Here is a 378-nt window from a genome sequence, read left to right as displayed (position 1 = left end):
GCTTAATGGTAACCCCTTTTAGCTATGCAAATACGCAGTTTAAAAATGTTCCGTCAACTTTTCAGGTGGGTTATATCAATGACTTTGGTGGATTAAGTTTTTATGAAATAAACTGCCCTGTAGTAAATAACATTTGTAATATTTCTGTAGCCAACCGAGATCAATAATATGCGCTACTTGTTAATTGTTATTACTTTTTTTATGGGTTTTAGTTCATTACCTGCATGGGCAATGGACTGCTATGCTGAACATGAAGGTGGAAATACCGTTGTCATTGGTTACGTACCAAGAATCTCTATCCCCAGCGATGGTAAAAAAGGTGATAAAATCTGGCAAAGCAGTGAATATTTTATGAATGTTTTCTGTAATAATGCACTA

General features: G+C 34.9%; 2 pseudogenes. Both read left to right on the top strand.

Annotated features, from left to right (window positions below):
• Positions 1 to 167 (top strand): annotated as a pseudogene (locus RTW80_RS27680) (hypothetical protein); the annotation flags it as partial.
• A gap of 1 nt (position 168) precedes the next feature.
• Positions 169 to 378, top strand: a pseudogene (locus RTW80_RS27675) (hypothetical protein); the annotation flags it as partial.

Source organism: Escherichia sp. AM3 (assembly GCF_032029835.1).
GTDB classification, from domain to species: Bacteria; Pseudomonadota; Gammaproteobacteria; order Enterobacterales; family Enterobacteriaceae; genus Escherichia; species Escherichia coli.
This window is presented reverse-complemented; position numbering and strand designations above follow the sequence as displayed.